This window comes from Clostridium sp. Marseille-Q7071 (assembly GCF_965112025.1).
In genome coordinates this window covers 93,746-105,691 of the sequence record NZ_CBCOPR010000001.1, presented here as the reverse complement: position 1 = coordinate 105,691, position 11,946 = coordinate 93,746, and the positions used below count along the sequence as shown (strand labels likewise).

General features: G+C 29.1%; 14 protein-coding genes. All 14 read left to right on the top strand.

The window, feature by feature from the left end:
* The first annotated feature begins 55 nt into the window (after nucleotides 1–55).
* The 14 genes from ACWPW7_RS00450 (at nucleotide 56) to ACWPW7_RS00385 (ending at nucleotide 11,889) form a co-directional block, all read left to right on the top strand.
* On the top strand, nucleotides 56–1,828 hold the full coding sequence (locus ACWPW7_RS00450; protein WP_454051950.1) for an ABC transporter ATP-binding protein: 1,773 nt from the start codon (nucleotides 56–58) through the stop codon (nucleotides 1,826–1,828).
* Between the two features lie 62 nt (nucleotides 1,829–1,890).
* Nucleotides 1,891–4,026: a radical SAM peptide maturase, CXXX-repeat target family gene (locus ACWPW7_RS00445; RefSeq protein ID WP_454051949.1), complete on the top strand. Its 2,136-nt coding sequence runs from the start codon at nucleotides 1,891–1,893 to the stop codon at nucleotides 4,024–4,026.
* 2 nt (nucleotides 4,027–4,028) lie between these two features.
* A complete protein-coding gene (locus tag ACWPW7_RS00440) occupies nucleotides 4,029–4,346 on the top strand; it encodes a CXXX repeat peptide modification system protein (protein WP_454051948.1) in 318 nt (105 codons plus the stop codon).
* Nucleotides 4,347–4,376: 30 nt separating this feature from the next.
* Nucleotides 4,377–4,544: a hypothetical protein gene (locus ACWPW7_RS00435; RefSeq protein ID WP_454051947.1), complete on the top strand. Its 168-nt coding sequence runs from the start codon at nucleotides 4,377–4,379 to the stop codon at nucleotides 4,542–4,544.
* A gap of 150 nt (nucleotides 4,545–4,694) precedes the next feature.
* The gene (locus ACWPW7_RS00430; protein WP_454051946.1) at nucleotides 4,695–4,862 is read left to right on the top strand and encodes a hypothetical protein; all 168 of its coding nucleotides are present in this window, start codon (nucleotides 4,695–4,697) and stop codon (nucleotides 4,860–4,862) included.
* A gap of 149 nt (nucleotides 4,863–5,011) precedes the next feature.
* Nucleotides 5,012–5,176, top strand: coding sequence for a hypothetical protein (locus ACWPW7_RS00425; RefSeq protein ID WP_454051945.1), 165 nt, complete (start codon nucleotides 5,012–5,014; stop codon nucleotides 5,174–5,176).
* Between the two features lie 595 nt (nucleotides 5,177–5,771).
* Entirely contained in the window at nucleotides 5,772–6,071 is a 300-nt protein-coding gene (locus tag ACWPW7_RS00420; RefSeq protein ID WP_454051944.1) for a hypothetical protein, read from the top strand.
* A 24-nt stretch (nucleotides 6,072–6,095) separates the two neighbouring features.
* Entirely contained in the window at nucleotides 6,096–6,497 is a 402-nt protein-coding gene (locus ACWPW7_RS00415; RefSeq protein ID WP_454051943.1) for a VOC family protein, read from the top strand.
* 266 nt (nucleotides 6,498–6,763) lie between these two features.
* Entirely contained in the window at nucleotides 6,764–7,237 is a 474-nt protein-coding gene (locus ACWPW7_RS00410; RefSeq protein ID WP_454051942.1) for a GNAT family N-acetyltransferase, read from the top strand.
* 388 nt (nucleotides 7,238–7,625) lie between these two features.
* On the top strand, nucleotides 7,626–8,600 hold the full coding sequence (locus tag ACWPW7_RS00405) for an ABC transporter ATP-binding protein (RefSeq protein ID WP_454051941.1): 975 nt from the start codon (nucleotides 7,626–7,628) through the stop codon (nucleotides 8,598–8,600).
* Nucleotides 8,597–9,400 carry an ABC transporter permease gene (locus ACWPW7_RS00400; RefSeq protein ID WP_454051940.1) on the top strand — a complete coding sequence of 268 codons (804 nt, stop codon included), beginning with the start codon at nucleotides 8,597–8,599 and terminating at the stop codon, nucleotides 9,398–9,400. The genes ACWPW7_RS00405 and ACWPW7_RS00400 overlap by 4 nt, the downstream gene beginning before the upstream one ends.
* 3 nt (nucleotides 9,401–9,403) lie before the next feature.
* The gene (locus ACWPW7_RS00395; RefSeq protein ID WP_454051939.1) at nucleotides 9,404–10,186 is read left to right on the top strand and encodes an ABC transporter permease; all 783 of its coding nucleotides are present in this window, start codon (nucleotides 9,404–9,406) and stop codon (nucleotides 10,184–10,186) included.
* 344 nt (nucleotides 10,187–10,530) lie between these two features.
* Nucleotides 10,531–11,028, top strand: coding sequence for a DUF3888 domain-containing protein (locus ACWPW7_RS00390; RefSeq protein WP_454051938.1), 498 nt, complete (start codon nucleotides 10,531–10,533; stop codon nucleotides 11,026–11,028).
* Between the two features lie 237 nt (nucleotides 11,029–11,265).
* The gene (locus ACWPW7_RS00385; RefSeq protein ID WP_454051937.1) at nucleotides 11,266–11,889 is read left to right on the top strand and encodes an HD domain-containing protein; all 624 of its coding nucleotides are present in this window, start codon (nucleotides 11,266–11,268) and stop codon (nucleotides 11,887–11,889) included.
* The last annotated feature ends 57 nt before the right edge of the window (nucleotides 11,890–11,946 follow it).

Here is an 11,946-nt window from a genome sequence, read left to right as displayed (position 1 = left end):
TAGAATTTCAATATATTACTACTAAGATTATTACTAAGTTTAAGGAGCTATTTATATGAAAATAAAGTTTTTGAGTAAAGAGGATATGAAGCTTTTAAAAAGAGCATTTGCTTATGTAAAACCATATAAGCTTAAACTTTTGCTATTCTTTATATGCATTTCGTCAAGTATAATTTTTGGCTTAATAGAACCATACATATATGGGGTCTTAATTGCTAGCTTACCAAAAGGAGATTTAGACATTTTAGTTAAGTGTCTAGTGTTTTTATCAATTGTATCTTTGTTACAATTAGTAATTATGCATTTTCATTCATATATTGAAACCTACCTCAATAATAATATTGTAAAAGACTTAAAATGTGATATGTATGATAAAATATTAAATCTTCCAGTGAAAGCTTTCGATGAAACGCCAGTAGGAGAATTTATATCACGGCTTCACAATGATGCAGAAGCACTTAGTGGCATAATAACATTTCAAGTTGTAAATACCATAATAGATATTTTAAAAGCCATAGTAATAGGGTTTGCTGTATTTAAAATTAATATAAGACTTGCTCTTATAGTTATAGTTTGCTTCCCTTTCTCTTACTATATATTTGTAAGGTATGGTAAAAAACTTAAGAAAAAGAGTATGGAGTTAAAAAATATATTAGATGATTATTTTAGTAGTGTGGAGCAATCATTTCAGGGAATTAGGGAAGTAAAATGCCTTGGAATAAAAAAGCATAATTTCATGCAATTTAACAATATCTCTAATGATGTTAAACAAAAGGGAATAGAAATGGCGCTTACGAATATAGTAGCTCATGACTTATCTAGTTTCGTCAATATTACATCTTCCGTTTTAGTTATGGGCATAGGAGGATATTTTGTTATAAATAAGATATTAACTCTTGAACTTTTTATAGCATTTTCTTCTTATTCAAGGCAATTTTCAAGTTCTCTTATGAATATTACAAAGATGAATGCAACAATACAACAAGCTCTAACCTCGTTAGAAAGAATATTTGGACTTATGGACAATTTAAGCTATTCTAATGAGAGCTTTGGAGAGAAATCCATAATGGAAGTTCAAGGAGATATAAAATTTGCCAATGTCTCTTTTAGTTATGGTGAAGATGAAAATGCACTTAATGATATAAACTTTCAAGTTATGAGCAATAAAAAATTAGCAATAGTAGGAAAAAGCGGGGCTGGAAAAAGTACTATTTTAAATTTACTTTTAAGACTTTATGACTATGATTTTGGAAAAATAACTATAGACAATATAGATATTAAGGAGTTTGATGAAAAGTCTTTAAGAAGTCACATATCAGTTATAAGACAAGATCCTTTTTTGTTCAATATATCAATAATGGAAAATATAAAGATAGCAAATCCAAATGCTACTGAAGAAGAAGTTTACGATGCTTGCAAATCAGCGTATATACATGACTTTATAATGTCTCTTCCTAGTAAATACGACTCTATAGTTGGAGAAAATGGAGTGAATTTATCCGGAGGGCAAAGACAAAGGATTGCTATAGCTAGAGGACTTATAAAGAAATCTAAAATAATATTATTTGATGAAGCAACGTCAGCTTTAGATAATGAATCCCAATATTTTATTAAACAATCTTTAAATTTAATATCAAATAAACATACCATAATAATAATAGCTCATAGATTATCTACAATAATAGATGCAGATGAAATAATAGTTATTGATAATGGAACAATTGTTGGACAAGGTTCCCATAATAATCTAATAAAAAATAATGTTGCTTATAAGAACCTTTATGAAGCAGATATGGAAATTTTAAATATACCACAAGAAGTTGGATAAGATTAAAAATGTTTAATATAACAAATGTATATATAAAATAATAAATATTTAGGAGTGATAAAATGAATAGTTCAGCAATTAAAATGGGTACATTAGCTGAAGCATGGCATGGTATAGATGGACGAGCTAGAAATATAACATTTTCTATTACAGAGGATTGTAATTTAGCCTGTAAATATTGCTATATGACTGGTAAAAACAGTTTCAAGAAAATGTCCTTTGAAACAGCAAAAAAAGCTGTAGATTATATTCTTAATAATAGAGAATTTTTTAAGGGTGAATCTATAATATGGGAGTTTATAGGTGGAGAACCTTTTTTAGAAATAGATTTAATAGATAAGGTATCCGATTATATCAAGCAGCAAATGTTTTTATTAGATCATTCTTGGTTCAATTCTTATAGATTTAGTTTTTCAACAAATGGATTATTATACGATTCACCAGAAGTACAAAAATATATAGCTAAAAATAGAAGTCATGTATCAATAGGAATAAGTATAGATGGAAATAAGTTAAAGCATGATATGCAAAGGGTATTTCCTGATGGAAATGGCTCTTATGATGAAGTTGTAAAAAAGGTGCCATTATGGCTTGAACAATTTCCAGATGCTCAAACTAAAGCTACTTTTGCCCATGATGATTTGCCTTATATAAAAGATAGTGTAATAAGCCTTTGGAATCTAGGAATAAAAAGTGTTGCTGCAAATGTAGTTTTTGAGGACGTTTGGCATAAAGGAGATGACGAGATATTTGAATCTCAGCTTAAAGAATTAGCGGATTATATACTAGATAATAAACTTTGGGAAGATTATTCAGTAAGATTCTTTGACCCTAATATTGGATTCCCATTAACAGAAGAACTAAAAAATTCAAATTTTTGTGGTGCAGGAAAAATGACAGCTATAAGCACAGATGGAAAAATATATCCTTGCGTAAGATTTGTAGATTTTACTCTAAATAATAAAAAAGGCTTGCCAATAGGACACGTAGATACAGGTATAAATACTGATAAATTAAGACCTTTTAGCGTATTATCTTTAAAATCCCAAAGTCCTAATGAATGTGTAGAATGTGATGTTGCTATAGGTTGTGCATGGTGTACAGGTTTTAACTACGATGCTGCTGATACAGATACTGTTTATCAGAGGGCAACTTTTCAATGTAAAATGCATAAGGCAAATGTAAGAGCAAATAAGTATTTCTGGAGTAAATTTGAAGAGGTTACTGGCCTTGAATCAGAGCGAAAAAAATTGGAGAGAGCTAATGATAAGTTGAATCAACATAAATATCTTCAAATTATAGCTTCAGATAATATAACGCCTCATTGCACATATAGAAATACTAAAAACACTAATAATGTAATTTCTGATGAAACTTTAAAAAAGGCATTAGAATTTGCGGAAAATAATGATTTCATGCCTGTTATGTTAGGCACATATAAAGATATAATAAAAGATTCTATATCTATAGTAGATAGTAAAGAGGACTTTTCTAAGGGATATTCTATAAAAGTTTATGACAATACTATTGATGGGTTAGAAAACGCAGGAGGAATGTGCATTTTACTTATAAATAAGGAAAATTTAAATAATATTTTGGAATATGTTTCAAAACTTTATGATAAACATTCAAGAGTAAACGTAATATTGGAAGATATTGAAAGTTGGAATGATTTAAATGTACAAGCCTATAAAAATCAACTTGAAAAACTTAAGAATTTTGCAGCTGATACCTATAGAAAGGCTAAGCCGCTTCATTTAAATATATTAACAGATAGAATAGAGCAAACTTCGATGAGTAACTGTGATGCAGGAAATACAACTTTTGCATTAGCACCAAATGGGAAAATATATATATGCCCAGCCTTTTACTTTGATAATCCAGAAAATTATATTGGAGATTTAGACAGTGGAATAAAAATAAAAAATCCTCATCTTATGGAATTTGAGACCGCTGGAATATGCCATGAATGTGATGCATATCAATGTAGAAGATGTAAATTTTTAAATAAAAAATTGACTAATGAATACAACATTTCATCTGAGATTCAATGTGTAGTAAGTCACTTAGAAAGAAACTCTTCAAGAGAGCTTCAAGAAATACTTATAAATGAAGAGTTTATGAAGCCTAATAATATTATAAATAAGATAAATTATCTTGATCCATTGGAAAAAGTATTAAGTATGAGAGGAGAATAATAATGTACACTGAAAAAGTTGGAGCTGTGACAGAAAATGAGAAGAAAGAAATTTTAATATTAAATGAAAGAAAATCTTCATTAAAGGAGCTTTTATTAACTTTAGATTCTCCTATGCTAACCTTAGAAGAAAAGGATAGTATGTATAAAAAAATAGTTGAAGATATGGAGGAAGTGTCCTTAAAATATAGAGAATGGTGGACAGAAAAAAGTAGGAAATATAATTGGAAGTATAGTGAAAATGGAGACTGGACCATTAATTTTCATACTAATGAAATATTTCTCATAGAAGAAGAATGCGCTTGTACAAAGCAGGGATAATATACTTGTAATTTGAAAGGAGGTGAATTTATGAAACATTTATTTGATGAAAGTTTAACAACCACATATGTAGCAGGTTCTTCATCATGCGGAACCCAGTGTGCTGCAGGATGTAGCTATGGATGTACTGGAAGCTGTAAAGGACATTGTGATTGGAGTTGTGCAGATCGTTGTATGGCTGGACCTGGACCATACTAATATAATTTTTAAATGTTACTAAGCTATACTATTAAACTTTACACAAATTTAAATTTATTAGTTCACAGAGATGGGGGAGCTGGATAGAAAGTTTTGCTCTCGTTTGCCTAATTTAGAGTCCATTTATAATTTAAAAAGAGGTGAATTTTTATGAAACATTTATTTGATGAAAGTTTAACAATGACATATGTAGCAGGTTCTTCATCATGCGGAACCCAGTGTGCTGCAGGATGTAGCTATGGATGTGATAGAACATGTAAAGGACATTGTGATTGGAGTTGTGCAGATCGTTGTATGGCTGGACCTGGACCATACTAATATAATTTTTAAATGTTACTAAGCTATACCATTGAACTTTACACAAATCTAAATTTATTAATTTACCGAGATGGGGGAGCAGGATATAAAATTTTGCTCTCTTTCGTCTAATGTAAAATTCATTTATAACCTTAAAGGAGATACGAATTATGAAACATTTATTTGATCAAGGCTCAACAAGAATATATGCAGCAAGTTGTTCAGGATGCACAGCAACATGTAAATATAGTTGTGGAGGATGTGGTGGAAACTGTAGAGGACATTGTAGTATGGATTGTGCTGATGCATGTAGAGTAGTAATAGGTATGTATTAACGAAATATTAAAATATATTTAAGCTTTGATATAAACAAATACTATTAAACGAAATTATTAAATTTTGCAACAAATCTAAATTTATTAATTTACAGAGATGGGGGGAGCAGGATAGAAATTCTTGCTCTCTTTTGTTTTATGTAAGTAGCAAAAGTTAATAATATAGGGAATTATCATTAATATATTTAATTTTCATATGTTATTGTGAGATTAAATAGTTATTTTACAAATTTAAAGAACTGTTGTAAATTTGTTAAGCTACAACAGTTTTAGTGTTTTGTATTTGACTGTATAGATTTTTACATTTAATTTTGCAAGTTACTTCAATGGTTTATTTAATAATCTTAAAGTTGTAATATTCCTCATTTTTGTGTATATTTATAGTCTGAAATAGGAATCTAATGCCTTTTAGAAAAGAAAAGCTGTAATACCAGCAGAGTGCAAAAAGTATTTTTAGAAGTGTAATAAGTGTGTTATTATGCTACTTTTAAAGGTACAATATACTAGGAAGGTATATGATGTCTATTTGTAGAATTACTAAAAAAGTGATTAGGACAAGTATCTTAATATGTTACTAAAATGGAGGATATTATATATGGAAAAAGAAGAGTATGTAGAAGTAATAAAAGAATTGAGAGCTATGATTAAATCAGGAAAATACACAAAGTGTCCATGCCCTAAAGTTAAATGTGAGTGGCATGGAAATTGTTTTGAATGTGTAATGATACACAGAGTTAATCAAGACCATGTTCCAAATTGTATGCAGCCAATGCTTAGAAATAAAATTAAAGAACTTGCAAAGGTAGCTGAAATGATTACTGAACCAAAACCACTAACCCCTGGAGAGTATTGGGACTATGTAAATGAAGTTTGTCCTAAAGAAGATGAAAAATAATAAAATAAAAGGAAGGAAAATGTTATGATTATAGATCACCTAAATAGGTATGTATCAGATGTGAATAAATTTATATTATTTTATGAAGATGCACTTGATTATAAGTTGATTGATAGTGGTATAAAATTAAATGGAAAAAAATATGCCATATTAAAAGGTGACAAACATGAGCTATTCATTTCAGAAAGAGAAGACTTCCAAGTTGAAGAGGAACAGAATTTTAGACATATAGGTTACTTTGTTGAAAATGTAGATGAGCTATTAGATGCTTTAAAAATAAAGGGTTATGTTAACAAAGAAGAAAAAATTATCGTTAAAGAGTTTTCAAGACAATTTTACATTAAAGATCCTGATGGATTTGAAATTGATTTAATTCAATGGACAGATAAAGAAGGATTTTATAATAAGCTTAAGCAAAAACAATAAAATAGTAGATTAGTATATTTTTATACCACTAATTGTTTTAACTAAATTAATTTCTTAAATAAATTTTTCAATTAAAGTGGCTGTGCCACTTTAATTGAAAATGAATTAATTTAAAACTTCTCCTGCAAAGGAGAAGTGTCAATAATTGTCCATTGTCAATCGTCAATTCTCAATTTTGTATTAATGTAAATTTAAATAGTTTAATAACATAATTATATGAAAGTATAAGTTAAATTTAAAAGTAGGATGTGCATGGGGGAATAACTATGAATTTTAAATTTATTTCTATGAATAGTGAATATGCTCATGAAATTACATACAATTGGAAGTATGATGGCATATTTTCATTTTATGATATGACTGCTGATGAAGAAGATTTAGAAGAATTTCTCGCTGAAGATAGATGGGGTAAAGATAAATTTGCTGTATTAAATGAAGAAAATAAGTTAGTTGGATTCTATTCCTATTATTTTGAAGATGAGATTATGTGGATTGGCTTTGGACTTAGACCTGAATTAACATCTAAAGGACTTGGGGCTAGTTTTGTAAATTCAGGTATTGATTTTGCAGTAGAAAAATTTGATTATAAGAAGGACTACGTAATGTTAGCAGTTGCTGCATTCAATCAGCGAGCAATAAGATTATATGAAAAAATAGGGTTTAAATATATAGACAAATATATTCAACATACAAATGGCGACGATTTTGAATTTATTAGAATGAAAAAATATATAGTTTAAATTTTGAAGAATACCCTTGATGAAAGTAATTCACAAGGGTTATTTAATTTTATAGTGACAAACTTTATCAATTCAAAATTCACAATTAATATGGAGATTATTTTTTAGCAAAATAATTTCTTTAATCTTTTTTAACTAGCAATACAATTGCTAGTTTTGTGGCGAGCACTGTTCGCCGCTACAGAATCAATTCTAAATTTCTCAGCTCATGCTGAGAAATATCCACAATTGTCCATTGTCAATCGTCAATTCTCAATTGTTGAAGGGGACGGTTCATCAAAATTAATAAAATCATAAAATTATTGCATTAATGGGTCATTATGGTAAAATATATTAGCATCATGAATAATTGCTTAAAAAATACAATTAAAGGATTGGAGGGATGAAAATGATTGAAATGAAAGGAATATCAAAAAGTTTCCGTGTTTCTAGACGAAAAGGAGGGTTAGGTAATGCTTTTAAATCATTCTTTAAACGGGATTATGAGGTAGTAAATGCACTTGAGGACATATCATTTACTATAGATGAAGGGGAAATGGTAGGATATATAGGACCAAATGGTGCTGGAAAAAGTACTACCATTAAAATAATGAGTGGTATACTTCATCCTGATAGTGGAGAGTGTTATGTAAATGGAAAAATTCCATGGAAAGATAGGATAAATTATGTAAGAGACATAGGAGTTGTATTCGGTCAGCGTTCTCAACTTTGGTGGGATGTTCCTGTTGAGGATTCTTTTCAGCTTTTAAAGGATATATATAAAATTCCTGATAAAAGTTTTAAAAAGAATATGAATATGATTAGTGATTTATTGGATATAGAAGATATTATTAAAGTGCCAACAAGGCAATTAAGCCTTGGGCAGCGTATGAGATGTGAGATAGCAGCTTCATTACTACATAGTCCTAAGATATTATTTTTAGATGAGCCTACTATAGGTCTTGATGCAGTATCCAAAATTGCAGTAAGAGATTTTATAAAAACTATTAATAGAGAAAATAAAACTACTATCATACTTACAACTCATGACACACAAGATATAGATGCCCTTACTAAACGAATAATTTTAATTGGCAAAGGGAAAGTTCTACTTGATGGTGAATTAGAGGATTTAAAGCAAAAATTTAACCAAAATAGAAAAATAACTTTAGATTATAATGGGGATATAAATGAATTAACAAAAGGATTAGCCTTTGTAGAAAAATATTCTGGACATGCAGTTGTATCAGTTGATACGGAGATTATATCAATTTCATCTGCCATGTCTTATTTAGCTGAAAAGGTTGAATTAAATGACTTTAGTGTTAACTCAGCTACAGTAGATGATGTAGTAGTTGGTTTATACAAGGAGTATAAGATATGAAGGCATATTTATCATTTTTTAAAATTAGATTTATAAATGGACTTCAATATAGAGCAGCTGCATATGCAGGAATAGTTACTCAATTTGCTTGGGCATTTATGTATATAATGTTATATCAAACTTTTTATAATAGTAATACCACCATATCACCTATGAATTTTTCACAGCTTTCAAACTACATATGGCTTCAGCAAGCCTTTTTAGCACTTTTTATGACATGGTTCTTAGATGAGGATATCTTTGATTTGATATCAACAGGAAATGTTTCTTATGAATTGTGTAGACCACTGGATATTTATAATATATGGTTTGCTAAAAATTGCTCATTAAGACTTTCAAAAGCAGTTTTAAGATGTGGGCCAATATTAATTATTGCATTTCTTTTACCAGAACCATATAGATTTACTTTACCTAGCTCATATATGTCAGGCATCCTTTTTATTCTTTCTATGTTTTTAGCATTCATTGTAGTTGTAGCATATTGTATGCTAGTATATATACTTACTTTTTATACTATTTCTCCGATGGGAGTGAGAATGGCACTTGTTATGACTGCTGATTTTTTCTCTGGCGGACTTGTGCCTTTGCCGCTTTTACCAGATTGGTTGACTAAATATATATATCTTACACCTTTTGGAGCTATGCAAAATGTTCCATTTAGAATTTACAGCGGAAATATTCCTCTAGATGATATCTTTAGGACAATTACATTACAAATAATTTGGGCTATAGTACTTATTGTAGTTGGGAAGGCCTTATTATCAAAAATATTAAAACGTGTAGTTGTACAAGGAGGTTAAGGTATGAAATTATATATTAAATATCTTTCTATTCATTTACGTTCAGCTATGCAATATAAAACTTCATTTATACTTACCGCAATAGGACAAGCATTAGCAACTCTTTTTTCATTTTTAAGTATGTACTTTCTTTTTGATAGATTTGGGAGTATTAAAAATTATACCTTTAATGAAGTATTATTATGCTTTAGTACAATATATATGTCCTTTGCACTAGCAGAATGTTTTGGTAGAGGATTTGATAGATTTTCTGGAATGATATCTAATGGTGAATTTGACCGAATTATGGCAAGGCCTCAAAATGAAATATTGCAAATAATAGGATCTAAAGTAGAACTCACAAGAGTAGGGAGATTTGCACAAGCACTTATTGTATTTGTTTATGCCATAATGACCTGTGGAGTTCATTGGAATTTAGAAAAAATATTTACACTTACTTTAATGATAGCAGGTGGAGTATGTTTATTTTTCTGCTTGTTTATGATATATGCATCAATATGTTTTTTCACTTTAGAAGGATTAGAATTTATGAATATTTTCACAGATGGTGGAAGAGAACTTGCACAATATCCATTAGATATATATAAAGAATGGGTATTAAAATTTTTTACTTTTATTGTCCCACTCGCATTTGTTAATTATTATCCTTTTTTATTTCTTATAGATAAATATCAGGGAGACAAAATTTTTCATATGTTATCGCCAATAATTTCTTTCTTATTTTTAATCCCAAGTTATATACTTTGGCGTTTTGGAGTCAGACACTATAAATCCACAGGATCATAGTTAGGCAATTGAGAATTGAAAATGGACAATTGACAATTGTGGTTGAAATTAGTTTTAATCAAACTAATTTCTTTAAATAGATTTTTTACTAGCAATAAATTGCTAGCAACATTGTAGCGGCGAACAGTGTTCGCCACATTTCTCGCTGCAGAAAAACAGTTTAATCAATGGATAATAAAAATAATTAATATTTGAGGTGTAAAATACAAAAAAAGTGTATATAAGTTAACGAAAAAATAGCATTGATATTAACATCATCAATGCTATTTTTATTGACATTTATGCTCAATATTATTCTAACTTTCCAGTAAGAATTTAATATTAGTGCAGATAATAATACTAATATGAGTGAAAAGGGTGAGATAATGAGAAAGACTAATAAACCTATTATAATGCTAATTATACTAATGTTAGGATTTCAGTTTATATTTGTTTCTGCTAATACATTATATCCACCAAATATACCGCATCAGCCACCAGAACAATCAAAAGAAGAATTATATCAAGATATTTTTATATCATTGCTGTTACCATATATTCAAAATGAAGTTGATAAATACTACTTAAAGTACCTAACACAGACTCCAATGGTTGCTCCCTACACAGTATATGTATTAAATGCTGAAAGACCGAATGGTTATCGAACATTCTCTTTTAGATTAAAGCTTCAAGTTGATTCTTATATAGGACCGCATAACAGCGTTGGACTTGATTATATAACTGTTACAGTAGAAGGCTTTGGAAATGTTAAAATTGAAAAATTTGAACATATAAAAAGTTATGTGCTACCTCCTAACTACGAGGATATAATTAAGAAAGGTTATAAAAATCCAATTCCTTAAGTTAGTATTATTTTCAATTGTAAAATTTAATAATGAAGATGTAGAACTCTGCACTTAAGGATGGAAGATAATTTTATAGCGGCGAACAGTGTTCACCATTTTTTATTAGTAGCTAATTTTTAACTAAATAGGTTATCTCCTAATATTTGTAAAAAAGGAATTTTTTAGTTTGCATTGAATATAGACACAAATAGACAAACTGTGCTTATAAAATAATTTTAAATAAGGGGATAAAATATGAAAAATTATTTGGAAGAAGGGGTTCCAACTATAGAGGAAGCGAGATTGTTATTGAAGGATGGAAAAAGCTTGTTTCCAGGTCCTTGGGTAGAACATTCAATTAATGCAGGAAAGGCAGCAGAATTAATAGCGAAAAACTGTAAGGATTTGAATTCAGATGTTGCATTAGTTTTAGGCATGTTACATGACATTGGAGATAGATATGGAAACACTTACATGAAACATACTTTACTTGGTTATAATTTTGCCCTAGAAAAAGGATATCATAAAGTAGCAAGAATTTGCTTAACTCATTCATTTAATTGTAATGACATAAGAAGTAGCTTTGGTAGATGGGATTATTGTAGTGATGAAGAATATAATTTTGTTAAAGATTATATTGAAACTGTAGAATATGATGATTATGATAAGTTGATACAATTATGTGATGCATTAGCACTTCCAAGTGGATATTGTTTAATGGAGAAGAGAATGGTTGACGTAGCATTAAGACATGGAATGCATGAACATATCATTGATAAATGGAAAGCAACCTTTGAAACTAAATTATATTTTGAAGAAAAAATGGGTAAATCACTATATAGTGTATTACCAGGAGTTGTAGAGAATACTTTTAAATAATGCACAATGCACATTTCACAATTCACAATTAAGGAGGAATTTATTTTTAGCAAAATA

Bases quoted from the DNA above. Each gene is read 5' to 3' on its own strand.
- ACWPW7_RS00450 (WP_454051950.1), top strand. From the start codon at position 56: ATGAAAATAAAGTTTTTGAGTAAAGAGGATATGAAGCTTTTAAAAAGA.
- ACWPW7_RS00445 (WP_454051949.1), top strand. From the start codon at position 1,891: ATGAATAGTTCAGCAATTAAAATGGGTACATTAGCTGAAGCATGGCAT.
- ACWPW7_RS00440 (WP_454051948.1), top strand. From the start codon at position 4,029: ATGTACACTGAAAAAGTTGGAGCTGTGACAGAAAATGAGAAGAAAGAA.
- ACWPW7_RS00435 (WP_454051947.1), top strand. From the start codon at position 4,377: ATGAAACATTTATTTGATGAAAGTTTAACAACCACATATGTAGCAGGT.
- ACWPW7_RS00430 (WP_454051946.1), top strand. From the start codon at position 4,695: ATGAAACATTTATTTGATGAAAGTTTAACAATGACATATGTAGCAGGT.
- ACWPW7_RS00425 (WP_454051945.1), top strand. From the start codon at position 5,012: ATGAAACATTTATTTGATCAAGGCTCAACAAGAATATATGCAGCAAGT.
- ACWPW7_RS00420 (WP_454051944.1), top strand. From the start codon at position 5,772: ATGGAAAAAGAAGAGTATGTAGAAGTAATAAAAGAATTGAGAGCTATG.
- ACWPW7_RS00415 (WP_454051943.1), top strand. From the start codon at position 6,096: ATGATTATAGATCACCTAAATAGGTATGTATCAGATGTGAATAAATTT.
- ACWPW7_RS00410 (WP_454051942.1), top strand. From the start codon at position 6,764: ATGAATTTTAAATTTATTTCTATGAATAGTGAATATGCTCATGAAATT.
- ACWPW7_RS00405 (WP_454051941.1), top strand. From the start codon at position 7,626: ATGATTGAAATGAAAGGAATATCAAAAAGTTTCCGTGTTTCTAGACGA.
- ACWPW7_RS00400 (WP_454051940.1), top strand. From the start codon at position 8,597: ATGAAGGCATATTTATCATTTTTTAAAATTAGATTTATAAATGGACTT.
- ACWPW7_RS00395 (WP_454051939.1), top strand. From the start codon at position 9,404: ATGAAATTATATATTAAATATCTTTCTATTCATTTACGTTCAGCTATG.
- ACWPW7_RS00390 (WP_454051938.1), top strand. From the start codon at position 10,531: ATGAGTGAAAAGGGTGAGATAATGAGAAAGACTAATAAACCTATTATA.
- ACWPW7_RS00385 (WP_454051937.1), top strand. From the start codon at position 11,266: ATGAAAAATTATTTGGAAGAAGGGGTTCCAACTATAGAGGAAGCGAGA.